This is a genomic window from Fischerella sp. (assembly GCF_013388695.1).
In the GTDB taxonomy this organism is placed as follows: Bacteria; Cyanobacteriota; Cyanobacteriia; order Cyanobacteriales; family Nostocaceae; genus PCC9605.
In genome coordinates, this window is record NZ_JACAEU010000007.1 from 44,134 (window position 1) to 69,361 (window position 25,228).

Here is a 25,228-nt window from a genome sequence, read left to right on the forward strand (position 1 = left end):
TGGATTCTCTAGTTAGCTACATACCCAAACTTGGGAACTATCTATAAAGGGAATCTTTTTTATCTTAGGATTTGATGATGATGGACTTAAAAAATCTAAAGTGGACTAAAAACGTAACACCTCAAGGCAATGAGTGGTGGGCTTACTCAAAGTTTAATGCTGGATATCTTTTCAAACTCCATTGGAGAGACAATAAAACCAACGCTGATAAACCTCAAAAAGATGATTTAATTCTGTTGAGACAAAGAGGTCACGTTACTCACTTGGTAAAAGTTCTAGATTACAAATCAGAATATGATATTTGGCCAGGCGATTTTAACATATATCGAATTGTTGAAACAATTTGGGCTATTAACTGGGAAAGTCCACCTACTTCAGCTAAAGCAAATCAGGTATTTGGCTACGATGAAGTTCTTCGATATGAGAGTGGTGATGTAATGGAGTTAAAAACTCTGCCTACCTTTCAGAAGTATTGGAATACTAACGATGGTTTCGATAAGTTTAAAAATCATGTTTGTACTATACTCAATTTATCTTGAAAATAGGCTTAATTAATTTTTTTGTATACGATAAAAATGTAGAGACGTGCCATGGCACGTCTCTACAAAATTTTCTGTATTGATAATCGACATCTGTTCATTGGTCACATCCACAAATTTGCTGGATTATCCTTGTCATCTTCCCATTTGATAGGATTGTTGACAATGTATTCTCGAATTCGATCTAAAGAACCATCAGCACGAATAATGTGGTCATAAAATCTAGATTGCCAGCCAAAATTTTGTTGCTCATTCTTTCTACACCAGCGGGTTACAGATGATTTATAGGCGTTAATAATAGCCTGTAATGAACCAGGTTTTAGAGGGGCGAATTTATTGGATTGGTCTATTGGCTGCGTTTGGGGTTGGTGTAGAGACGCGCCATGGCGCGTCTCTACATTGGGCGTTTCTACACAGTTATAACCTACTCAATTCCCTCAATCCGATCTTCAACCTCCTGATACAACTCCCGTAACTTTTCCAAATTACTCTCACTCGTCTCCCAATAACCGCGTCCATTCACTTCCAACAAAGTTGATACAATCTTGCGGAAAGAATGGGGGTTCATGTTCATCAACCGCTTTTGCATCTCTTCATCCTGGATAAACGTGGTGTTCACATCCTCGTAAACCCAGTTATCAACAGCGCCAGCAGTTGCACTCCAACCCATTGTATTTACCAATCGCTTGGAGAGTTCCCGCACACCCTCGTAACCGTGAGACAGCATCCCTTCGTACCACTTGGGATTTAATAATTTAGTACGGGCATCCAAACGTACGGTTTCTGATAGTGTCCGTACTTGGGCGTTGGCGGTGGTTGTATCTGCAATGTAAGATGCTGGTGTTTTGCCATCACCGCGCAGACTTGCTACAACTTTGGTGGGATCGGAGTCGAAGTAGTGGGAAACGTCCGTTAAGCTAATTTCGGAAGAGTCGAGATTTTGGAAAGTCATCTCAGCAGTTTTTAAGGTGCGTTCAAAAATCTGCCGGGATTCTTCCATCGTACCGGGGTTATCGGCACTGAAGGCAAAAGATTTGCGGTTCAGGTACATTTCCTGCAACTCAGCTTCGCTTTCCCAAGTGCTGTTTTCTACCGCCAAGTTGATGTTTGACGAGTAAGAACCAGATGCATTGGAAAATACACGAGTTGCTGCTTGACGCAGGTTGATCCCCATTTCCTCAGCTTGTTGCAAAGCATGTTTGCGGACATAGTTCATTTCCACAGGCTCATCCGCTTCCGCCGCCATTTTTACTGCTTGATCCAGCAGGTTCATCTGGTTGATAAACAAGTCGCGGAATACGCCAGAACAGTTGATCACCACGTCAATTCTTGGGCGTCCCAACTCTTCTAGAGGTATCAATTCCAACTTGTTCACCCGTCCCAAGGCATCGGGAACCGGACGCACACCCACCATCCACATGATTTGTGCCAGCGATTCTCCGTAGGTTTTGATATTATCGGTTCCCCAAAGCACAGAGGCAATGGTTTCGGGATACTGGCCGCCGTTTTCTACCATGTGGCGTGCTAGCAGTCGGTCTACAACGATTTTGGCTGACTGTACCGCCGCAGTAGTGGGGATGGCTTGCGGGTCGAGAGCGTGTATATTTTTACCTGTAGGCAATACATCCGGGTTGCGGATGGGATCGCCACCAGGGCCGGGAAGAATGTACTCACCTTCTAAACCTTGGAGTAATCCACCGAGTTCGTTATCAGCGCAAACTTGCTGCAAGCAGAATTCTAAATACTCAAACAGCGGTTTGAGTGCAGCAGGATCAACCTTGGTGTAACCTGCTTGATGCAATGCTTCCACCCAAGGTTCCTTTTTGCCCATATTAAAGAAGTTGAGTTTGGAAACGAAAGAAACTCGTCCTTCAGCGTCGGTTTGCTCTTTAACAAGGGCGGAAACAGCGGTGCGAGTTGCCATTGTGATGTCTTGCAGCAGCTGGACATCTTCTAAAACACCTTTGTCGCTGTTCTTATAAATCTCGTCGATGTCCCGTCCAACACTATTAGCAATAATCCGGGGCAAGCTTTGTAAAGACGTTAAATTTAACGTCTCTACACCTTCTGGACGATCCAACTCGGCAATATTAACAAGCGTGGCAATTGCTTCCTCTGCACTCGGCGGTTTGCCGATTACGTGTAAACCGCAAGGCAACAGTCGCGATTCTATCTCCATCAACTTGCGATACACCATGCCAACGATATTATCCCGCTCCTCAGCAGACATATCTTTAGCGTCGATTTCTGGCAAGTTAATATCTTTGTCCAGGTTCACCATCCGGCATTTATCCATGATGGTGTTAACAATGGGAATACCGCGTCCGGTGTCTTTCAAGGTTTGGTAAGAAGCAATTAGATCCCTGAGTTCCTTCAAACCTTTATACAGTCCGGCATTTTCCGCAGGCGGAGTTAGGTAAGAAATAGTTTCTGCGTAACCGCGACGCTTAGCAATTGTCGCTTCGCTGGGGTTGTTAGCTGCGTAGTAATACAGATTGGGAATTGTACCAATCAAGTTATCTGGGTAACATTCTCCAGACATGCCCATCTGCTTACCTGGCATGAATTCCAAGGAACCATGCGTCCCGAAGTGCAGCACGGCGTCAGCTTTCCAAACTTGTTCTAGGTAGGTGTAGTAAGCTGCAAAACCATGATGGGGACTGGCGGAACGAGAGAATAACAGCCGCATCGGATCGCCTTCGTAACCGAAGGTAGGCTGGACACCGATAAAGACGTTGCCAAAGTGTTTACCATAAACCAGCAGGTTTTGCCCATCGCTGTTGAGGTGTCCGGGTGGTGGCCCCCAGTTTTCCTCTAAGCGTTGGGAATAAGGGGTAAGTGCTTCGTACTCAGGTACTGACATCCGATAGGCAATGTTCAATTCTGGACTGCTGTATTGTGCTTGGGCGTCGTGGATAACTTCTTGCATCAGCGCCTGGGCATTTTCTGGCAAGTCCTGCACGTCGTACCCGTTGTTCTTGAGGGCTTTCATCACCTCATAGATGGAACCAAATACATCCAAGTAAGCAGCAGTTCCGACATTACCCTTATCTGGTGGGAAACTAAAAACTGTGATGGCAACTTTCTTTTGTAGCTTGGGTTTGCGACGCAGATTCGCCCATTTTAAAGCGCGTTGTGCTACTGCTTCGATCCGGTCTTGGAGAGCGATCGCTTTTCCTGTTGCCCCATCCCTTCCTGATAAGATGATCGGCTCAATTGCCCCATCCAATTCAGGAATGGCTATTTGCAGCGCCACTTGAATTGGGTGTAAGCCTAAATCGCTATCCATCCACTCTTCAGTAGTTTGGAATACCAAGGGCAAAGCTACCATGTAAGGACGATTTAGGCGCTTGAGGGCTTCAATTGCTTTGGGATGGTCTTGGCGTGCCGGGCCGCCTACCAGAGCAAAACCAGTTAAAGATACTACACCATCTACTAAGGGTGTCTTGGTAGTGGGTTCATAAAAATAAGCATCTACCGGCTTGGAAAAGTCCAAACCACCAGCAAACACAGGAATTACCCTTGCCCCCATCGCTTCTAATTCCTGCACCATTGCCACATAGTGAGCATCATCACCTGTAACTAGGTGAGTGCGCTGCAACACTAAGCCAATACAGGGTGCTAAGGGGTCTTTCAAATCTTTGGGAATATCCTTGCGGCTGTTATGCCAGTTGAGATACTCTCTGACATCCTCGTACATTGTTGTTGCCAAAGGATGCCAAATTCCCATATCTGGGTAAACAACCGGTGCATCGTATTGTAGAGACGTTAAATTTAACGTCTCTACATTTTTCAATACATATTTATCAGCTAGCATCAGCAAGAAGTTTTCCAGATTCTCTGGCGAACCCCCCAGCCAATACTGAAAGCTGAGCATGAAATTTCTGGCATCCTGTGCTTTGTCCATCGGTAGGAACTTTAGCACTTGGGGCAGAGTCCTTAGTAGCTTGAGCATCGCGTCTTCAAACCCAGCGCCGGATTTTTCCTTGCGCTTACGCATGAATTGGGCAATCGCACTCTTAGATTGCCCTAACTGTGCCATTGAAAAGGTGCCCATTTTATTGAGGCGCATTACTTCTGGCATCGATGGGAAAACTACCGCAACGTCAAGGCGATCGCGATGCGGTTGTACTGCTGCTGCTACTTTCTGGGCTAAGTCTTCTATAAAAATTAGTGAGGCGATGAAGATATTGGCACTCTCGACATCTTTTTTGAACTCATCGTAGTTCTCTGGCGAACGGAGTTCCTCTATCAAGTAGCCACTGATTTCAATCGCCACGTTGGGATTGTTTGCGTTAATTGCCCTGACCGCTTGTGACAATGCACTCTGGTACTGGGACTCTAACACGACATAGACCACCTTGATTAAATGACGCCCCTTTAGGTTATCAGGAGCTATGTGTCTAATGGTGGACTTGACGTGGGTGAACATGCAGATAGGCTCCTTTGATGCGTGTTCTTGACTCTTCTTTAGGAAATCTTCAGTCTTTTTTTTATCAGAAAAAGCTTACTGGATGGTGATTTTGTCGCCTATCTGACACAAAACGATATAAACAATGAAATTTTTTGTTACAAATTTTTACAAAATTAACAAGTATATGCTCACATAAATGTAAATTTTTCTTTACAAAATATCAGGAAATGGGGAGATGTGGAGACAACTAACCACTAACCACCAACCACTAACCACTAACTACTAACCACTAACCACTAACCACTAACCACTAACCAATGACTAAGGACTAATGACCAATGACTTTTGACATTTTGATTCTCTCAAATGGGCCTGGAGAGGTAACTACGTGGGTTCGCCCGGTAGTAAAGGCATTAAGGCAAAAACTTCCACAAGAGCGATCGCAAGTTAGAATCTCAGTAGTTTTATCCCCTTGCCCAAACGCTAGTGGCAAAGAAGCAGATATAGTTAGTTCTTACCCAGAAGTAGACAGAGTCCAGTCAGCAGAGCATTTTTGGCGATTTTTGCTCTGGGGAAAAACTCAGGAAAACTGGGATTGGAGAAGTCGTGGCGTAGTTGTTTTTCTTGGCGGCGACCAATTTTTTGCTGTCGCGATCGCCAAAAGACTAGGTTATCGCACTGTTGTTTATGCAGAATGGGAAGCACGCTGGCATAATCTCATTGACCGTTTTGGGGTGATGAAACCAGAAGTTGCTGCCGGAGTAGCACCTAAATATGCTCACAAATTTACAGTTGTGGGAGATTTGATGGCTGAAGCAGCTGCGTCTGCTTCATCAGTCATTGGTCATTCGTCATTGGTAAAAGACCAAGAACAAATAACAAATGACATAGATGCGCTAGCAGCTTCCCGCAGGGTAGGACAAATGACCGAATTGATTGGTTTACTCCCTGGATCAAAGCCTGCAAAATTATCCCAGGGAGTACCTTTGACTTTGGCGATCGCAGAGTATGTTCATGCAAAAAGACCGCAAACAAAGTTTTTTATTCCTGTTGCACCGACTTTGGAATTAGAAACTTTAGCTAGTTTTGGCAATCCTGATAAAAACCCTTACGTAAAAACTTTCGGTGGTATATCTGCCGAACTAATTAATTCTCAACCTCCCATACTGAAAACCTCAAGTGGTTTAACAGTGGAATTAATCACCAATCATCCAGCCTACGACAAATTGTCCCAGTGTCATATTTGCTTAACTACAGTAGGCGCAAATACAGCCGAACTCGGTTCTTTAGCTGTACCAATGATTGTCTTACTACCAACTCAACAACTGGATGCTATGAAATCATGGGATGGTTTACCGGGAATTTTGGCAAATTTACCAGGAGTAGGTTCAAGTTTTGCCAAATTAATTAACTGGATATTTTTACAGCGTAAAGGCTTATTAGCATGGCCTAATATCTGGGCAAAATCAGAAGTTGTTCCAGAATTAGTAGGAAAACTTCAACCTGAAGAAGTTGGGGAAATTGTTCTTGATTATTTAAATCACCCAGAAAAATTGGACAAAATGCGAGCAAAACTACAAAGCATTAGAGGAGAAACAGGTGCAGCCGATAAACTAGCAAAATTGGTGTATGAAGAAATAAAAGGCTAGGTGATTAAAATTTTTGGATTTGATTCTCATACCCCGACTTCTTAGAGAAGTCAGGGATCTCGCCTCTCACGAATGATTTAGGATTGCTATGGAAAAACAATTATATTTAAGTGACTACTTCAAAAGTCGTAAATTAAAAGGATAGCGGTAAGATTGACCGTTGTATGCTCTAACTCCTGCAATAATCGCCATGATTAACTGAAAAAGCATCACAGCCATAACAACAAATACTGGTAAGATTTGCAAAGGTATAAATAAATATAAAAAACTCAGTGAATTATCTTCTGATAAAAGACCTAATATGAAAGGTATTAGTACTATTAACAAAACTAAAATCAAGCAAAATGATAATAAATAAATTATCAGTGAAATCTGAAAATTAACAGATTCTTTTCCTTGTTCATCAATAAATGGGTGCTTCTCTTTTTGAGTCAGCCAAATAATTAGGGGAATTAAAACCGAGCCAAATGGGATAATAAACCCTCCTAGTGCAGAAAGATGACAAGCCATTCCCCAAGCACGAGTTGTTTCATCAAGTGGGTTATGCATCTTTATAATTGCCTTTTGATGCTAAAGAGTTGATGCAAATAGAGTTAATCAATAAAGATCATCTACATATATTTTTCAGTTAGTGATTGGTAATAATTGTAATTTTTGTAATATATATTAATATTCATGGTGTTTATTTCTATTTTCACCTTTTAAACACCAAGACACAAAGACACGGAGATTTTTATTTCTCCGGGTCGCATTATGTACTTATCTGTTTTTTAGTCAGAAGAATTGCCGTCCCGTCGTCCCAGTTCGTAAACACCACAACCAATACAGGCGAGTATCCCCATACTAATCGCCCAGCTGCGACCTAAACTTACTTCTACACCCCAGTTACATAAAGCACCAAACGCAAGAAAAGGAATTATGCTAAACACTGAGGCGTAAAAAGCATTTTGTGATTCTCTCGCCTGACGAGTCTTTTCAAATTCTGACTTACTAGTGTAAAGCGATCGCTCCGCAAAGTTAAACCAGCGGTTGAGTTGCTCGATCACCCATTCACTGACTGGCGAAAAACCCAGATATAGCGCCAATGACCATAAACTTGCTCCAGCAATGGCCACTGTATCTAACTCAAAGCTAAAAGGCAACATATCAGTCAGCATGGTTTGTGTGAGTCCTGCAAAGGGTGAAATTTAGCTTCTATTTAAGCTCACTTAACCTCTTCAGAAATTTTAATCCTAAAGTTAATAGTATTTCTACTCATCATCAAACCAAAGCTAATGCCCTTAATAAAAAAATAGATTGTTGATTTTCATAACTAACCAAAAACCAACAACCACTGTAGGGGCGCAAAGCCTTGCGCCCCTACTAACTACTAACCACTAACCACTAACCACTAACTAACTCTAACTAAACACTGCTAATTGTTGTTTCTCAGGTAACTTGGTATATTCAGCAACAATTTGTCGGAATTGCTCTCCTTCGATAGTCTCCTGTTCTACTATCAATTCTACAAGTCTATCTACCAGCGCTCGGTTTTCACGGATAATACGACGAGCCTCTTGGTAACAATAAACTGCAATTTCTCGCACTTTTCGGTCAATTTTAGTCGCCATCTCTTCGGAATATTCATTCCGAGTTACCCAATCTCTACCGAGAAACACATCACTATTTTGAGTTTCTAAAGCTACTAGCCCTAAGTCAGACATACCATACATAGTCACCATCTTGCGGGCTAGATTTGTTACCATTTTTAAATCATTGCTGGCTCCACCCGTAACTTCAGATTCTCCAAAAACTTCTGCTTCTGAAGCTTTTCCTCCCAAAGTCATAGTAATGTTGTCTTGTATCCAAGTGCGAGTGTAAAGACCACTGTCAATCATCTCTTCATTGAGAATCTGTTGAGAAAAACCACCAACTCCACCAGAACGGGGAATAATTGTCACCTTATTTAAAGGATCTGCGTGTGGCAAAAGTGTAGCCAAAAGAGCATGTCCGACCTCATGATAAGCAATCAATCGCTTTTTGTTGCTATCTAAGAGTGGATTCAGCGTTAATCCGATTGTTAGTCTATCAATAGCGTCGTCAATTTCTATCTGGGTAATTGTATCTTTTCGTCTCCGTGCTGTCAGAATTGCTGCTTCGTTGAGGAGGTTAGCTAAGTCTGCGCCTGTAAAACCTGGTGTCCGACGCGCAACAACTTCTAAAGAAACAGACGGATCTATTTTCTTGTTCCGCGCATGAACTTTTAAAATTTCCAACCTGCCTTTGCGGTCAGGTGCATCAACAATCACTTGACGATCGAAGCGTCCCGGTCGAAGCAAGGCTGCATCTAATACATCTGGGCGGTTGGTAGCAGCAATAATAATAATGCCGGTGTTACCTTCAAAACCGTCCATCTCGGTCAGCAGCTGGTTGAGGGTTTGCTCTCTTTCATCGTTTCCGCCGCCAATACCAGCACCCCTTTGTCTACCGACAGCATCAATTTCATCGATAAATATCAAACAAGGAGCGTTGTCTTTAGCTTTTTTGAACAAGTCACGGACGCGGGATGCACCCACACCTACAAACATTTCTACGAATTCCGAACCGGAGATACTGAAGAAGGGAACACCTGCTTCGCCAGCGATCGCTTTTGCCAATAGAGTTTTACCAGTTCCCGGAGGCCCTATTAATAGTACTCCTTTAGGAATGCGTGCGCCGACAGCAGTAAATTTTTCTGGTTGCTTGAGGAAGGTAACAACTTCTTGGAGTTCTTCTTTCGCTTCTTCAATGCCCGCTACGTCGTCAAATTTTATCCCGGTTTTGGCTTCCATTTGAAAGCGAGCTTTGGATTTGCCAAAGTTCATTGCTTGACTGGAAGCATTCGTAGAGCGGCGTAGAAACAATAACATTAAAGCAACCAGTGGCAAAATCCACATTAGGTTAATCAAAAGTCCAACAGCAGCTCTACTATTAGCAGAGGAAACCTCATCAAATTGAACATCATTAGCTTTGAGTGCAGCAATCAACTCTGGATTTTGCTCGAAAAGCTTCACTTGTTGCGGTTGGGCATCTGGCTGTTGTCCTTTGAGATAAACCTTTGCTATCTGTTCTGTTTCATCTAGGTCTACTCTTTGAACTTCTCTGTTCTCAATTTTTTGCAACAATTCGCCATAGCTAAGGGAGTCACGCTCTGCTTTTTGTGCCAAGGCGGGAGTACCCCCAACAAATCCTGGCAACATCATCAAGCTGGCTGCCAATGCTCCTGTCAAAGCTGCTCGCTTTGTCGATCGCTGTTTCATCGGTGGTTTTTTCTCAAAACTGTTCATAAGAATTACCCTTTGTCCGCTGCAATAAGCTGAGCGCTGATTTTTATGGCTTTTTTCTAGAAATAGTTGAAATAACCTTTTCTCACTCTAGTGTAGCTTTCATAAAAACTCATTCCCAAATTTCTCGGCTTAGGTCGCTGAATGCTGCTTTGAGTTCAGACTCTTGATTCACCTTTAAGGAAGTGGAGGGCGATCGCTTTACTTGGCACACATGTAGATAATTAGTAATTTTTTTACAAAAATCCTCTTGCAGTCAGGTGATTTTTTATCTTCCTACTAGAAAATTTGAGGTCTAACCGGAATTTGACATATTACGTCATAAATAGCTAGAATTTATTCATAGTCGTAATGATTCCGTATTGCAAAAATCTGTCTTGAGATAGCGTAGCTGGTTATTAAAGTTAATTAGTGCTTGGTTAATGAATCATGGTGAAAATAGTTGGCATCGGTGGTAGTTTAAGACCTGGCTCTTACAGTCAGATGGCTTTGCGTTTGGCAGTTCAACGTGTAGAAGCTTTAGGTGCAGAGGTAGAAATCCTGGATTTGCGCGAGATGCAGTTACCGTTTTGCGATGGCGGAGATGAATATCCAGATTACCCTGATGTGAAGCGGTTGCAGGATGCTGTTAGTAGTGCTGATGGGTTAATTTTGGCGACACCAGAGTATCATGGTAGCGTCAGTGGTGTCTTGAAAAATGCCTTGGATTTGATGAGTTTTGATCAGCTGTCTGGTAAAGTAGCAGGATTAATCAGTGTGTTGGGGGGACAGCCTAACAGCAACGCTTTGAATGATTTACGAGTAATTCTCAGATGGGTTCATGCTTGGGTAATTCCAGAACAAGTAGCAATTGGACAAGCGTGGAAAGCTTTCAATGCTGAAGGTAAGCTGTTAGATGACAAGCTTTCTCAAAGGTTTGATCAATTTGCTCAAAGTTTAGTTGACAATAGCCGCAAGCTACGAGGCGTGAATTAAAGAGTGGGAAAGTGGAGGAGTGTAGGAGTGGGGGAGTGGGAGAGAAAATAATTCTTCTTTCTCCCCCTCTCCCCATCTCCCCCTCTTCTTAATGATGGTGGTGATGATGGGCTACCGCTAGCTGCGGGTTAACCGTCATCGCCTGTTCTGATAACAACTCAGCAATATGAGGATTTGCCCATTCGGCTGCCATCTCCAAGAATTCTGGACGATCGTTGACACAGGCCATTTGGATGTAGTTTACAGTGGGATGCTTTTTCTGTAGCGCATGAATAATGTGGTGTACATCCAACAGAGTTTCATGGTTTTCTGTGGCAAAGCCAATAGGCATGAACATCACCGCTTTTGCACCCAATTGAATCAGGTTTTTTGCAGCTTGTTCGACATTTGGCTGTGTCCATTCAATTAGGGGTGTGTCGTGGTTCAACCAACCTACAGAAATCAGAGGATAGCGATTAATTAATTTATCCCGTACCAAATCGTAGAGTGCTTGACTTTCAGTAATCCCGGAGGTAAAGCCTTTGGCTTTGTGGGGACAACCGTGATTCATCAAGACAATACCTATTTCCGCAGGTAGGTAAGCGGTGGCTAAGTTGCTAGCAATTTTCTCTTCTACCAGACGAACCATCATATCAATATAGGCGGGTTCGTTGTAAAAAGAAGGAATGTAGCGTAGCCCTTTTACCCAGTGTTCATTACCATCAGACATCTGCGATAAAGCTTTATTCACTTGCTCGATCGCAATACCACTAGTAAAGATAGAATCAACTACCAACAGCGGGTAAATTAACAGCTTGTCAAAACCTTGGTTTTTGATTTCTGCCAAGACTTGTTTGGGAAGAAAGGGGGCGCAGAAGTTGAAAGCTTTGAATACCTGGACGCGATCGCCCCACTTTTGTTGCAAACTCTTCTCAATACCAGCACGCTGCTTTTCAAAGATAGCATTGTGCGGAGAAATAAAATCATTGTGTTGGTGTCCCCACTCATGGCGATCAAATAGCGCCAAAATTTTTGCCAAAGGAGGATAAATCCAAGTTGGTACTGGTGCGAATTTTGCTGTTAGTAAATGTAAAGCTTGTTCATTATAGTTAGCGAAATCTTCGTAGCTTTCAACTTCGCCATAGCCCATGAGTAATACGGCTACTCGTTGTTGACTTGGCAATTTCTCGTGGGTGTGTTCTAGTTTTTCCGGCGTGGCAACCACAATTAGTTCCTCAATGCAACCAAATGAGAAAGCTTTTGGCAAGCTTTTTTGTTTGTCTTACTAGTGTCAGAAGGCAGAAAGTATAAGGGAATAATGCTCGTCTGGTAGCCTAAAATGGCTGCGTTCTTTCGACCTGTATGGTTATTTTTGCCGCACTGCACTAGTTAGAATACTATCCTATCCCGGGGGATAGGATAAATATAACAACAAATACATGGCTTTGATTTCATACCTGGGATGGGGGATTAAAGATTTTCAGTAATTATTTCAGTAATTAATTGTTGTGGTACCAAAAGACTGGAATATCTAGCTAAACCAATTTCTATTCACATCTTTCACGCCTATGCAATAGCCCTCAAACAAGGGTGCAAGACTCCCATGCACCGGGGCGCACAGCAAAGAATGAAAATCTCTCTTCCAAAGCCCAATGCCCCATGCCCTATGCCCAACTTTCAAGATAGATCTCAGTTTCTACCAACTACCATAATAATCTTACTTATTTACGTCTAGTTACACTTACGTAGAAAAATAGACTCAATTTTTGTAGAAAATTTTAACTAAAGTTTATTTATTGTGTATTTTTAGCAAAATTACGTAAACTATCGATGCTTATGAGATGATACACCACAAAATAGAACAAAATAGAGAAATATACTGTAAGTAAAATTGTGGAATACAAACCATCGAAATCTCCCCAACACTACTCAATGGCTGCAATAACGCTTAAGACACTGAGTGATTTTGCTGAATATAGTAAATAATTATTAAAACTAAACTCAAAGTTTATAATGATAAGCCTAATTAATAACCAAGACAGCAAAATAAACATTACCACTGCCACCCAGAGGTTAGCAAGGGCAATAATGCTTTCCCAAGGGCAATTTTCACTGCTTTTAGCCTGCTGTAACTCTACAAACAAGCAGCAGCAATTATTGAGTTTGTTAAATGAATTTTTACCACTTGCAATCACAGAATTGTCTATCCCTGCTTCTGCGGAAACGCTTTATACAACTATTACCAGCGCCCTCGGTTCTACTCAACCCGAAGCTTTGATGGTACAGGGTTTAGAATCTGTGGTGGCAATTAATCAGCTGATCGTATCTACAAATTTGATGCGGGATGAGCTTTCCAAACGGTTTGAGTTTCCCTTGGTGCTGTGGGTAAACGATGAAATCTTGCGAAAATTAGTTTGGCTAGCACCTGATTTAAAAGATTGGGCTGCCGCTACTATTAGATTTGATTAGCCAAATCATACTTAATTGAGCAGCGATCGCTGTCTAATGCCAAGTTGCTTTCTAACATGACAGATTACTTCTTTGACTGCAACTTGGTATAAGCTAGTAAAATTACTGACGTGAAGCCATGAAGTTTGCTGCTTCCCTTCATGAGTAAATCTACATCATTAAATCCTCTCGCTCAGTCAATGGCAATTTTCCCCAAGCTGGAAAACACAAGTAGCGAGGGCTAAGATAGCCATACTCAAACTAAGTCATAATTAAGGAACAAAAAATAAAAAGTTCAGCGTCTCTCCTTATGAGCGCTTTGCAAAACAGGCGTAAAATTTATCCCGATGAAATCAGTGATGGGATGATATATTGATTTATCCTTTATCTTTTTACCTCTAGTCACCAGTAGACTTTTGGACTTATGATTATTGGCTAATTTTTGCTAACTAATGACTAATCTGGCAATACTCTCATGAAAACCATCTTGAAAAATTATTGTACCACCAAACAAGCGCAAATTTTCACGGCTTTGATATTAACTGGCATTTTATCTATTAGTAGTGGCTTTACACTACTAAAAAGCGCAATAGCTGCTCCTAGAGATATTTTGCCAGAAACAGCAAATGAAATCCTCAAAGTAAATGCTAGTAACAATGGTTTACCGCAACCAGTAGCAAGGGCTGTACTGCGAGATGTATCACGGACACAGGGAATTCTACCCAACAAATTGGAAATAACTGAATTTAGTCAAAAGACTTGGCGCAATGGCTGCCTAGACCTGCCTAAACCAGGTGAATTTTGTACCCAAGCCTTAGTTCCGGGTTGGCAGGTGATGGTGTCTGACGGTAGTCAAACATGGATTTATCACACTAATAGCAATGGACGTTCTTTGCGCTTAGCAAATCCTAATACTCCCCCAAATAACCAATCAGATAATTTACCCACTTCTGTTAGAGATAATGTTTTAGCTGCTGCATCCAAATTCACAGGATTGCCAACTTCTCAACTACGCATTGTTAAAGTCGGACAACTAACTACAGATGGCTGTCTGGGTTTGCCACGTCCTGATGAGGCGTGTATACAAATTGCTCAACAGGCTTGGGAAGTAACTGTACAAGCTGGAAAACAACGTCTGGTTTATCGTGCTAATCGTGATGGTTCTCAAGTCAGGTTGAATGAAACTGCAAGCCTCATAAGTATACCCAAACCAATCACCAATAAAGAAAGTGTTAAGCCTGTGCCAATACCCAGTAACGAATTACCACCTCCTTTAGAAAGCGGTATAGTTTTTCGGCAAATCTCTAGTGGTGGTTTTATCGGTAGAACCTACGAAACTGTTTTGCTAGATGACGGGCGTTTGATTCGCGTTCGCATAGGTGACGCTAACGACTCTGAACGCAGCGTTCGCCGCGTTTCTCAGCAACAGGTGCGGAGATTTCAGAAATTGCTAGAAGAAAAGGGATCTAGTGAATTCCAGAATCTGAATTACCCAGCCCCTTCAGGTGCTGCTGATTACACGAGCTACACCCTCACTAGCAGTGACGGTACTGTTCAATACAACGATATTTCTCAAAATCGTCTACCTGAGAATTTACGGTTTGTACTTAAGGCGTGGAATCAACTCCTCAGCAGTGCACAAAGTTAATCTTTGGTTGGGGAAAAGTTAAAGATAAAAGGGGGATGGGCAAAGGTAAAAGAGATTTTTTTCCTTTTCCCCTTACTCTTTTAAAATACGGTTAATCAATCAAATTATAGTAGTTTTTATTTATATACTTAGCAAGTTTATAGTATAATTCCTGATTGTAGTTGATACTTGCAAGGATAGATGGGCAAACAGAGTGGACACTCACACCACAACTGGGTACAGTCTCAAAATCCTACGAACTTAAATTTGGGACTGCAAAAACAAGAGCCGATGTTTTACTATTTTGCTTATGGATCTTGCATGTGCCCTGTGGATTTAAAGCGATCGCTTGGTGAAAAGACCCATTCTTACGTGATTGCACCTGGAATACTCAAAGGCTATCGACTAGGGTTTTATCGGTATTCTTCATTTCGCAAGTGTGGTGTATTGGATATAGTCAAAGATCCAGCTAGTACGGTACATGGTGTACTTTACCAGCTACCTTGGCGATTTAGCGATCGCCTTGATGAAAGAGAAGAAGTTCCTCGCGCCGGTTATCGACATGAATTTGTAGATATTCACTGCAAAGGACGAGTTTACAAAAATGTTCGGACTTATGTAGTTGTTAACAAGTTATCCGAAGAACATGCACCCAACGACTGGTATTTTAACGTAGTCTTGCGGGGTGCTGTTACCTGCGGATTACCAGAAGAATATTGTTGGAATTTGTTTAATCATATGTATCAACTGCAACAGATTTATCAAATCAAACAAGTTAGGGGCTAGTTTTAAGCAATCAAAATCAAAATATCAAATTCGCAAAATTCCAAAAAATTCAAATTTGTAAGAGAAAAGACACTCAGCGAGAGTGTCTTTTTATTAGCTTGGTATATAAATTCTCTCAGTAAACAGTCAAAATCAAGCTTTCAACAAACCTCTTGAATAAGATTTTTATGCAAAAAATAATGTTTTTCATTGGTATGCTGGTTTGCAGTTCATAATTAAACACTGGTAATTAATACGACATCTGCATAGCGAAAAAAACATATACTAAAGCAGGAGTTTATAACTACTATGATTGCAAATTCTTATGCTTGTACATTGCAGAGACTTATTGTGTTAGTATAAACTACAGTAAGACTATCAATTTACTAGAGTTAGTTCTTTATGGAATAATTGCAAAGGTGCTACTGGAATTCAAACAAAGGATTTTAGCTTTGTTTGAATTCCAGGAGAATTTTTATGATTCAGGGGATTGGACTGATGAATGTATCTACTACTGTTAATCCCACATTGGATTGCATTCGCATTCGGGTTCCTCAGGAATACTATGGTCAACCGATTGTTTCCCGACTAATTTCTCGCTACGACTTAACAATTAACATTGCAGCGGCTGCTTTTGAAGCCGAGACTAAAGAAGACGGTTGGTTTAATTTAGAAATTCAAGGAAGTTGTCAACAGCTAGAAGCAGGTTTTGCCTATCTCCAGGAACTGGGTGTAGAAATTGAACAGCTAAATCTCAAAACAGTTCCCCAAGAATGTGTGGAAAATTTACAGATTTTACTCAATAGTCCCAAAAAAGTAGATGATTTGAATGCAATCCAAGGACAAACAACCCGCGCTAAGTTTCAAGTTTGCATTCCCAAAAACTATCGTTCTTTTCCAGTAATTGCAGGGCTAGTTTCTTGCTATGGTATAACTGTTAACATTGTTAGAGCCTTATTCAATACCAATACTGAAAATGATGGTTGGTTTGATCTAGAACTTTGGGGCGATCGCGAACAAATTGTCTATGGCTTAAGGTATCTTAAACAACTAGGCTTACAAATTTGGTTGTGATTAGTCATTAGTCATTAGTCATTGGTCATTAGTTGAAACAAATGACATAATGACTAAGGACGGATGACGACATTACGAATGAGGTTCTCCCAGCAACACGATTGAAGTAGTTAACTCTTTAACCACCTGCGTTGTTACTTCGCTGACAGCTAAACCACCAGCGGTACGATAGCGAGTCGATCGCAAAACAACTAAATCAAAGGTTTTAGCTTCCCGAATAATTACTCTAGCCACATCATCACTAGTAATGGTTTGGATATCGGTATTTACTTGTAACTTACTTTGAGCAGCGATACCAGACAGTTGAGACTTAAACTTATCAACCTGAACTGGGGGTGTTCGGCGATCGCACACGTGTAACAATACCACTTCTGCTTGATTGGCATCAGCCAAAATTTGGGCAAACCGCACAGCACCCATAGTTTGCCGTGTAAAATCTCCAACTGGTACGAGAATGCGCTGGATTGTTGTGGGACTACTCAGCAATCTTGTGACTGCTACCGGACAGTGAGAAGACCAGAAGACGCTATCAATAACATTACCAAATAAGCGGGCGCGAAAGCCTGTGTGACGCGACCATCCCATCACGACTAAACTGGCGTTTTGTTCGCGACTGACGCGACAAATTCCCAAAGCTACATCATCATCAATCCGAATGACTGGTGATACCTCCACGCCGAATTCTTGACTAATTTCTAAAACACCCTTCAATCGTTGCTGACTTTGATCTAGTACTGTTTTTAATCGCGGATCGTCCATTTGAACATGGCATTTGGCGATCGCTAATGGTACAATCTTTCCAGATTCGTGACGTGCTAGTAGCGCTGCCATTTCAATCAAATAGCGCTGGGTTTGGGGGTTATAGACGGGAACTACGACGGTGAATGGATAGCGCATTTGTCCATCCACTTCACAAGTATCTGCTTGCCACCACGTTGATAGTTGATCTGTTGCCCAGTCAGTCTGGGAAACTGTTAATGAACTCGCAAACCGTGCTGTAATCACCGGGCCAAGAATTGCAGTCACCAGCATCAGCACAATCACACTATTTAAAACACCTTCATGAATTAAGCGCTCACCTGCACTGTTGAGTGTTTCATAAGCAACCAAAGTTGCTGCTAGCGTGGCAGCTACCTGCGGCAGTGACAATGACCACATTGTCAGCATCTCTGGTATATTGTAGTGGTAAAGCAGTTTGGCTATAAATGCAGCCACAAATTTACTGCCTATCAACCCCACTACAATTGCTACAGTTAGCCAAATTGAACTGAGGGTTTTAATAAAAGCAGGGATATCAATCAGCAATCCCATGTCCACAAAAAAACAAGGGATAAACAAAACGCTACCAATAAACTCGACTTTTTCTCTAACAGGACTGCGTCCTAAAACATCATTGACAGCTAAACCTGCTAGGAATGCACCAACAATTTTCTCAACTCCGATTACCTGCGCTCCTAAAGATGCTAAAAATAACGCCAGCAAGATAAATAAAAATTGGTTGCCTTGCTCATCACCAGAACGTCGAAAGAATTCTTTTCCTGCCCAGTCAAAGCCAAATAAAACAACCACAGAGTAAATTGCCAATCCACCCAAAAGCGTAATTAAACTTAGGGCTGTGAATTCTCCTCCATGAATGCCAACACAAATTGCTAGCACTAATAAAGCACCTGTATCGGTGAAAATCGTAGCACCAATTGTCACTGTCACTGCCTCATTTGTCACCACTCCCAGACGACTGACAATTGGATATGCCAAGAGAGTATGAGAGGCAAGCAAAGAACCAATCAGGACAGAAGCATTCCAACTAAAATTAAATAATCTACCAACAATAATGCCAGCAATCATTGGTACTAAGAATGTTAGAGTACCAAAACCGATTGAGCGATTTCTAGTTTTGCGAAATTGCTCTAGGTCAATTTCTAAACCTGCTACGAACATCAAATAAACTTTGCCGATCTCCGATAGCAGTTTAATGGTTTCGGATTCGGAGTTAAGAAGGTTGAGTCCGTTTTCACCTAGTACTACACCTGCTATCAATAAACCTACTAATCCAGGTAATCGCAGCCGCTCAAAAATAGGGGGTACGGTAAAGATGACGACCAGAAGAATGGTGAATGCAATAATTGGACTCTGTGCTAGCAAGTTTTTACCTCTTAATTAATTTAGTGGGTAGAACGTTTATAACCTAAAAAAGTGACTTTTTAACCAGAAAGATTTACAGATTGTATGTAGAAAGCCTCTGTGTTAATATACATTAAATAATCATTTACTTAATGATGATTTACTTTTTATATGGAAAACCAAATAATCATTAACATAGGCAATTATATTTTACTTTTAGGCTCTCCTTAAGAAGCAATCACAAATAACCTAAAGGAAGATAGAAATTGATTGATGAATAGTTATTTATAGACAATATATTGCCAGGAATTATACTATAGCGCTCCCAGATTAGAAAATCTATCTAAAGTGCGAATACAAAAACACTTTAGATAGATTTATTATTTTAACTTTTAAATAGATTATTTCAATTGAAAGATGTATGCAATTATGAAATAATTTTTCTGTAAAATTGACTTTTTGAAATTTACATTTCGCAACATCTTTTTGGATTAAGTGGCTATGGTAACAAATCCTCCATCTCAAACTTCAGATACTCAATACAAAGTAGAAAACCCAACAGGAGAAGTAGAAGCAATTGTCAAAGCACCGACCTCAGATACAGATATTGATTTAGAATTTCTCTACACAAGAGACATAGAATTTCGCCAAGAAACGATTTATTTCATTGTCGTTGACCGTTTTTATGATGGCGATCCTAATAACAGTGTAGGTATAAATTCCGAACTTTACGATCCCAATCGAGAAGAATGGGGTAAGTATTGGGGTGGAGATTTACAAGGAATTATTGACAAGCTAGATTATCTCAAGAATATGGGGGTGACTGCTATTTGGCTAACCCCTTTATTTGAGCAAGTTGAGGAATTATTCATTGAAAGTGCTGCTATTCACGGCTACTGGACAAGAGATTTTAAGCGTTTAAATCCCCGCTACATAGCAGCTGATGATGACCCTTCTCTTAACAAAACTCAAGATAAGAGAAACACTGTTTTCGATCGCTTAATTGCAGAATTACATCAGCGTAAAATGAAGCTGGTACTGGATATAGTCTGCAATCATAGCAGCCCTGATACTGGTGGTCGTAAGGGTGAATTGTATGATGATGGCGTCAAGATTGCTGACTTTAATGATGATAAAGACCATTGGTATCATCACTACGGTGAAGTTACAGACTGGGAAGATGATTGGCAGGTTCAAAACTGTGAACTCTCAGGTTTAGCTACTTTTAACGAAAACAATATTCAGTACCGTAATTACATCAAATCTGCTATTAAGCAGTGGTTAGATCGTGGCGTTGATGCACTGCGAGTTGATACAGTCAAGCACATGCCTATCTGGTTTTGGCAAGAGTTTACTGGCGAAATGTACAATCACAAACCAGATGTGTTTATTTTTGGTGAATGGATTTACAGCCATCCAGATAGCGATCGCGCTGTGGAATTTGCCAATAACTCTGGCATGACGATCCTAGATTTTGGCTTGTGCATGGCAATTCGGCAAGCTTTAGCAACCCACGACGATCGAGGGTTTTATCTGATTCAGAACGTACTGGATCTGGACTATCGCTATAACGGTGCGACGGAACTGATTACGTTTATCGACAACCATGATATGCACCGTTTTCAAACTCTCAATCCCGATCCCGATACGCTGCGGTTGGCGGTGATTTTGTTGATGACAACTCGCGGTATTCCTTGTTTGTTTTATGGCACTGAACAATATCTGCATAATGATACCAATGGCGATAACAATATCTACGGTAATAACGACCCCTACAACCGCCCGATGATGGAGAAATGGGATACCGATACTCCTATCTATCGGGATGTGCGGAAACTTTCTGGGCTGCGTCGTCTCAACCCAGCCATATCAATGGGTAGCCAATGGCAGAAATATATTACACCAGATGTTTACTGCTACGTACGCCGCTACCGTGATTCACGTTGCTTTGTCGCCTTGAACAGAGGTGATGCAGTTACCTTAGAAGAGGTAGAAACTGAATTACCAGATAGAGAACATACCTGTTTGTTAACGGGACGCAAGTTTGAAGTCAAGGATGGCAAAATTTATAACCTAGAACTTGCTCCCAAAGAAGCGATCGCCATTAGTCATGTTGGCGAACGTGTCAAAGGGCAAACCATTGTCCGGGTACAACTCAATGGCGTATGCACCCAACCGGGAGAAACCATCGTCGTAATTGGCGACTGCCCCGAACTTGGGAATTGGGACATTAGCAAAGCATACCCCTTGGAGTACATCAACTCTAATACTTGGTTTGCTGAGATTCCCTTTAATGAAAGTGCAGGCAAGCTGATCAGCTATAAATATGCCATGTGGCGGGAAGGAAGTTCTCCTTTGCGGGAAAATCTTGTCTCTCGGCGTTGGGTAATTGCCAGTGAGGGTACTGTCAAGTGGCGTGATACTTGGGCATCGGGACGGGAATCTTAAAGCACTTTGCGCTGTTGGTGGTTAGTGGTTAGTGGTTGGTAGTTAGTAGTCTTTCCAAACAACCAACAACAACCTTTAACATCTTGACAGGGCGTACTCGAAATGAGTACGCTTTGTTTAGAATAATTTACGATTGCTAAATTCTAATTCGCTAGGAGTTAAAGTTATGTTGCCATATCGCGAAGGACAAAAAGTTCCCAACGTCACCTTCCGTGTCCGTCAGAACGATCGGTGGGTAGATGTGACAACCGATGATTTATTTGCAGGTAAGACTGTAGTGGTTTTTGCTCTACCAGGAGCTTTTACACCTACTTGCTCATCAACTCATGTTCCAGGCTACAACCAATTAGCAAAAACTTTCAGAGAAAATGGTGTGGATGACATTGTCTGTGTTTCTGTCAACGATACCTTTGTGATGAATGAATGGGCAAAGGATCAACAAGCAGATAATATAACTTTCATACCCGATGGTAATGGTGAATTCACTGAGGGTATGGGTATGCTGGTAGATAAATCAGACTTGGGCTTTGGCAAGCGGTCTTGGCGCTATTCCATGTTAGTAAAGGATGGCGTGGTTGACAAAATGTTTATTGAGCCAGAGGAACCAGGCGATCCCTTTAAGGTGTCTGATGCTGAGACAATGCTCAAATACATCAATCCAGACGCAGCGAAGCCCCAGTTGGTTTCTTTGTTTACAAAACCTGGTTGTCCCTACTGTGCACGTGCCAAAGAAATGCTCAAGCAAAACGATCTGGATTACGAAGAAATTGTCTTGGGTAAAGATGCAACAACTCACTCCTTAAAAGCTATCACAGGTGCAACAACAGTCCCACAAGTGTTTATTGATGGCAAACACATTGGCGGTTCCGAAGCGTTGACTGCTTATTTGAGTACTACTAGATAAGGCAGAAGCCACAAGCGGGGGCAAGGGTAAGGTGAGTCTCCACACTTTAAGGCTGAACTTCCAAGTCCCCCACCCACATGAGTAAACCAGGGATTTTTTTGTCATTAGCATAAGCTGGACGAACCTGTTCATACACATCAGGGTGCTTTTGGGCGAGTTCGTTTTCACTGATATTGGCACTCAACACAGCTCAACACAGTACCGTCCTTGCTTTTGACTGAATACTTTAGCCCATCTTTGCCATTGGCGATCGTAACTATGCGATCGCGCATCACTAAACTAGTTATTGTCGCTGGTTCTTCAGCACTAATTGCAGTTGAGAATCCGAAAATATTCACAAAAAACAATCCCCAGATCAGTTCGTGAATTGCTCTTGGGATTGCTAAAATTGCTCGTACCAGCAACAAAAAGGATTGTAATTCCTACCTTGAAGTTTCCACCACACCTCACTAGACAAAACACCACCCACCAACCCAATTAGCACACAAAAAAACGTGCCACACACAGCATAAGCTGATGATTTTGGAATTTGTACCAACCATAAATCACCGTCAATGATGCTTTGTTAAATGCTGAAATAAAAGTTGAACAGCCAAAGCTAATAAACCAACAGCCACGATCGCAAATACCCCTGATGCTAAAGCAGCCACACCTAAAACTAAAGTACGCACAGCAGAGGAAATATTCAGCACTATAGGATTATGAGAATGAATTGGCTTGGCAGCAAAACTAGTGGCTATAGCAATCATGAGAGAGTATGCTGCGAATGCTAATCCAGCCGAAATTACCGCCCCAATTAAACTGCGTAAGGGAGTTGCTTGAACTTGCGTTTGAGTCTGTGTTGGTTGCGTTAAATTTGGATCGCTCATAAAATCTTTGTTTACTCCTTAAGCATCCTTTGCGTCTGAAGTGCTTAATCATATCTCTATGGTTATATAGCCATAGAGATATGATATATGTTCTAAACCGACGATCTTACCTTAATACCGTGTGTGATTAACTGAGTCACGAACAATTCTAAATCTTGATCGGGAATTGCCTCTCTAACATGCAACTGTAATTGTTCTGCTTGCTGTTTAGACTCGCATAGTGCAAACACAGTTGGGCCAGAACCAGACATCATAGTTCCTAAAACACCTTCTTGGTTGGCAAAAGTCTCTCGCAGTTGCAAAACTTGAGGATAAGCTGGCAATACCACCTTCTCTAAATCGTTGTGCAGCTTTTGAGCGATTTCTCTTGCATCCTTGTGCAGGATAGCTTTCACCATTGTTCCAGAATGCACCGCGTTAGCACGTGCTGCCAAACTATCTTTATCTCTTAGGTACGAACTGCCAAACTCTTGGCGATAGGTTTTATATGCCCAAGGGGTGGAAACTTCCAAGCTTCGGTATTTTGCCAATACTATATATATAGTATCCAAACTCGGTAGGGGAGAAAGTTGTTCGCCTCTGCCTGTAGCAATAGCAGTGCCACCAGCTACACAAAACGGTACATCTGAACCCAAAATAGCTCCCAATTCTTCTAACTCCGATTGAGTTAGTCCCAAATTCCACAACAAGTCTATTCCTACCAACACTGCTGCTGCATTCGTTGAACCCCCTGCTAACCCAGCAGCAATCGGAATGCGTTTGGTAATAGTGATATCTACACCACCATACTTGGCATAGGCGTCAGGAAATTCTGTAGCCATGAGTTCGGCCGCGCGGTATGCCAGGTTACTTTTGTCTGTGGGTACTTGCGGGTGGTTACAGCGAACACGGATGGCGTCAGTGCTACTTGCTTGTATATCAATTTGGTCGGCAAGGTCGATACTTTGCAGTATCATTACTAACTCATGATAGCCATCAGGGCGATCGCCAATAATTTCCAGATATAAGTTGATTTTAGCAGGGGCGATGAGGGTGTAATGACGCATTTTTGAGAATGGGGAGATGGGGAGAACCGGAGGTGGGGAGAACCGGAGGTGGGGAGACAACCAACCACCAACAACTAACCACCAACAACTAACCACTAACCACTAACCACTAACTGATTTGCTAGTGTTACCCATTGCCTGACGCTGAGTTCTTCAGCACGAGCTTGGGGATTTATTTCTAATTGTTCCAGTAATTGGGTCAAGCGATCGCGTTCTACAAGTGATTGCAAATTATTTCGTAACATTTTACGCTTTGCTCCAAACCCCAATTTTACCAAAGTCTCTAATTTGCGTGGGTCATCAGCTGCTGGTTCTATTTTCCGAGGTGTTAGTCTTACCACTGCTGAGTCTACCTTTGGTGGTGGATAAAACGCTCCTGCTGGCACTACACTAATTAACTCAGATTCAGCCAAATATTGTACTCGCACTGTCAACGCCCCAAATGCTTTTGAACCTGGTTTGGCTACCAGCCTTTCTGCTACTTCTTTTTGTACTAACAAAACAATTAAATCGTATGGATGTGGATTGGGGTTGGCAATTGTACCCAAGAGTTTTTCTACGATCGGCCCGGTGATATTGTAGGGGATGTTAGCAACAACTTTATTGGAGTTTTGGAAAGCTGGATAACCTTCTAGGAGTGATAGTACATCCAATTCCAAAAAATCTCCTTGTAAAAGTAAGAAATTTTTAGCCTTACCCAATTCCTTAACCAAATGCTCGCACAAGTCGCGGTCAATTTCGACTGCAACTAAAGATTGTACCAAGAGTAACAAACGACGAGTCAGGATACCAGTACCAGGGCCTATTTCCAGAATGCGATCGCTCTGTTTTAATTGTGCGGCCGTAATAATTTCTCCGAGTGCCTTTTCACTTTTGAGCCAATGCTGAGCAAATACCTTGCGTGGTCGTATCATTGATTTTCCTCACCGCATCTAGATTTTAAGTTTTTATCAAAAATTCATTTCTGACTTTTTTCTTACTTTTTATTTCTACATTTTAATCAGTGTTCTCAATTTTATATTGACAAAAAAATCAAGGTGATATAAATAACAGAAATGCTCTTATTGT

At 41.7% G+C, this 25,228-nt stretch carries 20 protein-coding genes; 9 read left to right on the forward strand and 11 right to left on the reverse strand.

The window, feature by feature from the left end; all coding sequences use genetic code 11:
* Positions 1 to 74: 74 nt before the first annotated feature.
* Complete coding sequence (locus tag HXY43_RS00875; RefSeq protein ID WP_290878798.1) at positions 75 to 539, forward strand: hypothetical protein; 465 nt, start codon at positions 75 to 77, stop codon at positions 537 to 539.
* A 424-nt stretch (positions 540 to 963) separates the two neighbouring features.
* On the opposite strand, the gene HXY43_RS00880 is transcribed toward HXY43_RS00875, so the two are convergent.
* Complete coding sequence (locus tag HXY43_RS00880) at positions 964 to 4,971, reverse strand: magnesium chelatase subunit H (RefSeq protein WP_290878800.1); 4,008 nt, start codon at positions 4,969 to 4,971, stop codon at positions 964 to 966.
* A gap of 320 nt (positions 4,972 to 5,291) precedes the next feature.
* Here HXY43_RS00880 and HXY43_RS00885 point away from each other — a divergent pair, with 320 nt between their 5' ends.
* Entirely contained in the window at positions 5,292 to 6,602 is a 1,311-nt protein-coding gene (locus tag HXY43_RS00885) for a lipid-A-disaccharide synthase (protein WP_290878802.1), read from the forward strand.
* 114 nt (positions 6,603 to 6,716) lie between these two features.
* Here the strand turns inward: HXY43_RS00885 and HXY43_RS00890 are convergent, their stop codons facing one another.
* The 3 genes from HXY43_RS00890 to ftsH form a co-directional block, all read right to left on the reverse strand.
* A complete protein-coding gene (locus HXY43_RS00890) occupies positions 6,717 to 7,151 on the reverse strand; it encodes a DUF4870 domain-containing protein (RefSeq protein ID WP_016871697.1) in 435 nt (144 codons plus the stop codon).
* A gap of 221 nt (positions 7,152 to 7,372) precedes the next feature.
* Positions 7,373 to 7,759 carry a hypothetical protein gene (locus tag HXY43_RS00895; RefSeq protein WP_290878808.1) on the reverse strand — a complete coding sequence of 129 codons (387 nt, stop codon included), beginning with the start codon at positions 7,757 to 7,759 and terminating at the stop codon, positions 7,373 to 7,375.
* A 243-nt stretch (positions 7,760 to 8,002) separates the two neighbouring features.
* Positions 8,003 to 9,907 carry an ATP-dependent zinc metalloprotease FtsH gene (gene ftsH / locus HXY43_RS00900; RefSeq protein WP_290878810.1) on the reverse strand — a complete coding sequence of 635 codons (1,905 nt, stop codon included), beginning with the start codon at positions 9,905 to 9,907 and terminating at the stop codon, positions 8,003 to 8,005.
* 426 nt (positions 9,908 to 10,333) lie between these two features.
* Here ftsH and HXY43_RS00905 point away from each other — a divergent pair, with 426 nt between their 5' ends.
* Positions 10,334 to 10,879: an NADPH-dependent FMN reductase gene (locus tag HXY43_RS00905; protein ID WP_290878812.1), complete on the forward strand. Its 546-nt coding sequence runs from the start codon at positions 10,334 to 10,336 to the stop codon at positions 10,877 to 10,879.
* A gap of 88 nt (positions 10,880 to 10,967) precedes the next feature.
* Here the strand turns inward: HXY43_RS00905 and HXY43_RS00910 are convergent, their stop codons facing one another.
* Positions 10,968 to 12,083, reverse strand: coding sequence for a ferrochelatase (locus tag HXY43_RS00910; protein WP_290878896.1), 1,116 nt, complete (start codon positions 12,081 to 12,083; stop codon positions 10,968 to 10,970).
* A gap of 788 nt (positions 12,084 to 12,871) precedes the next feature.
* Between HXY43_RS00910 and HXY43_RS00915 the strand changes: the two genes are divergently transcribed.
* The 4 genes from HXY43_RS00915 to HXY43_RS00930 all read left to right on the forward strand — a co-directional run bounded on the left by HXY43_RS00915 (position 12,872) and on the right by HXY43_RS00930 (position 16,772).
* Entirely contained in the window at positions 12,872 to 13,327 is a 456-nt protein-coding gene (locus HXY43_RS00915) for a hypothetical protein (protein ID WP_290878813.1), read from the forward strand.
* Between the two features lie 454 nt (positions 13,328 to 13,781).
* A complete protein-coding gene (locus HXY43_RS00920) occupies positions 13,782 to 14,954 on the forward strand; it encodes a hypothetical protein (protein ID WP_290878815.1) in 1,173 nt (390 codons plus the stop codon).
* A 180-nt stretch (positions 14,955 to 15,134) separates the two neighbouring features.
* Positions 15,135 to 15,719, forward strand: coding sequence for a gamma-glutamylcyclotransferase (locus HXY43_RS00925; protein ID WP_290878817.1), 585 nt, complete (start codon positions 15,135 to 15,137; stop codon positions 15,717 to 15,719).
* A gap of 456 nt (positions 15,720 to 16,175) precedes the next feature.
* Positions 16,176 to 16,772, forward strand: a complete 597-nt coding sequence (locus HXY43_RS00930) for an NIL domain-containing protein (protein WP_290878818.1) — start codon at positions 16,176 to 16,178, stop codon at positions 16,770 to 16,772.
* A gap of 72 nt (positions 16,773 to 16,844) precedes the next feature.
* On the opposite strand, the gene HXY43_RS00935 is transcribed toward HXY43_RS00930, so the two are convergent.
* Positions 16,845 to 18,914: a cation:proton antiporter gene (locus tag HXY43_RS00935; RefSeq protein WP_290878820.1), complete on the reverse strand. Its 2,070-nt coding sequence runs from the start codon at positions 18,912 to 18,914 to the stop codon at positions 16,845 to 16,847.
* Positions 18,915 to 19,394: 480 nt separating this feature from the next.
* Here HXY43_RS00935 and HXY43_RS00940 point away from each other — a divergent pair, with 480 nt between their 5' ends.
* Together HXY43_RS00940 and HXY43_RS00945 are read left to right on the forward strand one after the other, a co-directional pair.
* Complete coding sequence (locus tag HXY43_RS00940) at positions 19,395 to 21,341, forward strand: alpha-amylase family glycosyl hydrolase (protein ID WP_290878822.1); 1,947 nt, start codon at positions 19,395 to 19,397, stop codon at positions 21,339 to 21,341.
* 166 nt (positions 21,342 to 21,507) lie between these two features.
* Positions 21,508 to 22,245 (forward strand): glutathione peroxidase, encoded by a 738-nt coding sequence (locus tag HXY43_RS00945; protein WP_290878824.1) that lies wholly within the window; start codon positions 21,508 to 21,510, stop codon positions 22,243 to 22,245.
* A gap of 46 nt (positions 22,246 to 22,291) precedes the next feature.
* Here HXY43_RS00945 and HXY43_RS00950 read toward each other — a convergent pair whose 3' ends face one another.
* The 5 genes from HXY43_RS00950 to rsmA all read right to left on the reverse strand — a co-directional run bounded on the left by HXY43_RS00950 (position 22,292) and on the right by rsmA (position 25,074).
* Positions 22,292 to 22,432 (reverse strand): hypothetical protein, encoded by a 141-nt coding sequence (locus HXY43_RS00950; RefSeq protein WP_290878826.1) that lies wholly within the window; start codon positions 22,430 to 22,432, stop codon positions 22,292 to 22,294.
* The gene (locus HXY43_RS00955) at positions 22,410 to 22,652 is read right to left on the reverse strand and encodes a hypothetical protein (protein ID WP_290878828.1); all 243 of its coding nucleotides are present in this window, start codon (positions 22,650 to 22,652) and stop codon (positions 22,410 to 22,412) included. The genes HXY43_RS00950 and HXY43_RS00955 overlap by 23 nt, the downstream gene beginning before the upstream one ends.
* A 144-nt stretch (positions 22,653 to 22,796) precedes the next feature.
* Positions 22,797 to 23,114 (reverse strand): DUF3082 domain-containing protein, encoded by a 318-nt coding sequence (locus HXY43_RS00960; RefSeq protein WP_026735300.1) that lies wholly within the window; start codon positions 23,112 to 23,114, stop codon positions 22,797 to 22,799.
* A gap of 92 nt (positions 23,115 to 23,206) precedes the next feature.
* Positions 23,207 to 24,160 carry a 4-(cytidine 5'-diphospho)-2-C-methyl-D-erythritol kinase gene (ispE, locus tag HXY43_RS00965; protein ID WP_290878898.1) on the reverse strand — a complete coding sequence of 318 codons (954 nt, stop codon included), beginning with the start codon at positions 24,158 to 24,160 and terminating at the stop codon, positions 23,207 to 23,209.
* Between the two features lie 95 nt (positions 24,161 to 24,255).
* Positions 24,256 to 25,074: a 16S rRNA (adenine(1518)-N(6)/adenine(1519)-N(6))-dimethyltransferase RsmA gene (gene rsmA, locus HXY43_RS00970; RefSeq protein ID WP_290878830.1), complete on the reverse strand. Its 819-nt coding sequence runs from the start codon at positions 25,072 to 25,074 to the stop codon at positions 24,256 to 24,258.
* Positions 25,075 to 25,228: the final 154 nt, after the last annotated feature.

What these genes read in the sequence shown, in the direction of transcription:
- HXY43_RS00875 (WP_290878798.1), top strand. Translation starts at nt 75, where the DNA reads ATGATGATGGACTTAAAAAATCTAAAGTGGACTAAAAACGTAACACCT.
- HXY43_RS00880 (WP_290878800.1), bottom strand. Translation starts at nt 4,971, where the DNA reads ATGTTCACCCACGTCAAGTCCACCATTAGACACATAGCTCCTGATAAC.
- HXY43_RS00885 (WP_290878802.1), top strand. Translation starts at nt 5,292, where the DNA reads ATGACTTTTGACATTTTGATTCTCTCAAATGGGCCTGGAGAGGTAACT.
- HXY43_RS00890 (WP_016871697.1), bottom strand. Translation starts at nt 7,151, where the DNA reads ATGCATAACCCACTTGATGAAACAACTCGTGCTTGGGGAATGGCTTGT.
- HXY43_RS00895 (WP_290878808.1), bottom strand. Translation starts at nt 7,759, where the DNA reads ATGCTGACTGATATGTTGCCTTTTAGCTTTGAGTTAGATACAGTGGCC.
- ftsH (WP_290878810.1), bottom strand. Translation starts at nt 9,907, where the DNA reads ATGAACAGTTTTGAGAAAAAACCACCGATGAAACAGCGATCGACAAAG.
- HXY43_RS00905 (WP_290878812.1), top strand. Translation starts at nt 10,334, where the DNA reads ATGGTGAAAATAGTTGGCATCGGTGGTAGTTTAAGACCTGGCTCTTAC.
- HXY43_RS00915 (WP_290878813.1), top strand. Translation starts at nt 12,872, where the DNA reads ATGATAAGCCTAATTAATAACCAAGACAGCAAAATAAACATTACCACT.
- HXY43_RS00920 (WP_290878815.1), top strand. Translation starts at nt 13,782, where the DNA reads ATGAAAACCATCTTGAAAAATTATTGTACCACCAAACAAGCGCAAATT.
- HXY43_RS00925 (WP_290878817.1), top strand. Translation starts at nt 15,135, where the DNA reads ATGGGCAAACAGAGTGGACACTCACACCACAACTGGGTACAGTCTCAA.
- HXY43_RS00930 (WP_290878818.1), top strand. Translation starts at nt 16,176, where the DNA reads ATGATTCAGGGGATTGGACTGATGAATGTATCTACTACTGTTAATCCC.
- HXY43_RS00940 (WP_290878822.1), top strand. Translation starts at nt 19,395, where the DNA reads ATGGTAACAAATCCTCCATCTCAAACTTCAGATACTCAATACAAAGTA.
- HXY43_RS00945 (WP_290878824.1), top strand. Translation starts at nt 21,508, where the DNA reads ATGTTGCCATATCGCGAAGGACAAAAAGTTCCCAACGTCACCTTCCGT.
- HXY43_RS00960 (WP_026735300.1), bottom strand. Translation starts at nt 23,114, where the DNA reads ATGAGCGATCCAAATTTAACGCAACCAACACAGACTCAAACGCAAGTT.
- ispE (WP_290878898.1), bottom strand. Translation starts at nt 24,160, where the DNA reads ATGCGTCATTACACCCTCATCGCCCCTGCTAAAATCAACTTATATCTG.
- rsmA (WP_290878830.1), bottom strand. Translation starts at nt 25,074, where the DNA reads ATGATACGACCACGCAAGGTATTTGCTCAGCATTGGCTCAAAAGTGAA.